The sequence below is a fragment of the Bacillus cereus group sp. BfR-BA-01441 genome (genome assembly GCF_022663075.1).
In the GTDB taxonomy this organism is placed as follows: Bacteria; Bacillota; Bacilli; order Bacillales; family Bacillaceae_G; genus Bacillus_A; species Bacillus_A cereus.
This window is the reverse complement of sequence record NZ_JAKUEU010000455.1, coordinates 1-214: the sequence shown is the minus strand read 5'-3', so window position 1 is coordinate 214 and position 214 is coordinate 1. Positions and strand designations below refer to the sequence as shown.

Sequence of the window (214 nt, the reverse complement as noted above, 5' to 3'; positions counted from 1 at the left end):
ACAAGTGAAGAAAGAAAATGTAGGAAATATAGTATCGCCGCAAGTGAAGAAAGAAAATGTAGGAAATATAGTATCGCCACAAGTGAAGAAAGAAAATGTAGGAAATATAGTGTCACCGCAAGTGAAAAAAGAAAACGTAGGGAATATAGTATCGCCAAATGTATCGAAAGAAAATGTAGTTATTCCACAAGTCATACCGCCAAATATTCAAATG

1 pseudogene is annotated in these 214 nt (G+C 34.1%); it reads left to right on the top strand.

Annotated features, from left to right (window positions below):
- Positions 1-214, top strand: a pseudogene (locus MR107_RS31185) (peptigoglycan-binding protein LysM); the annotation flags it as partial.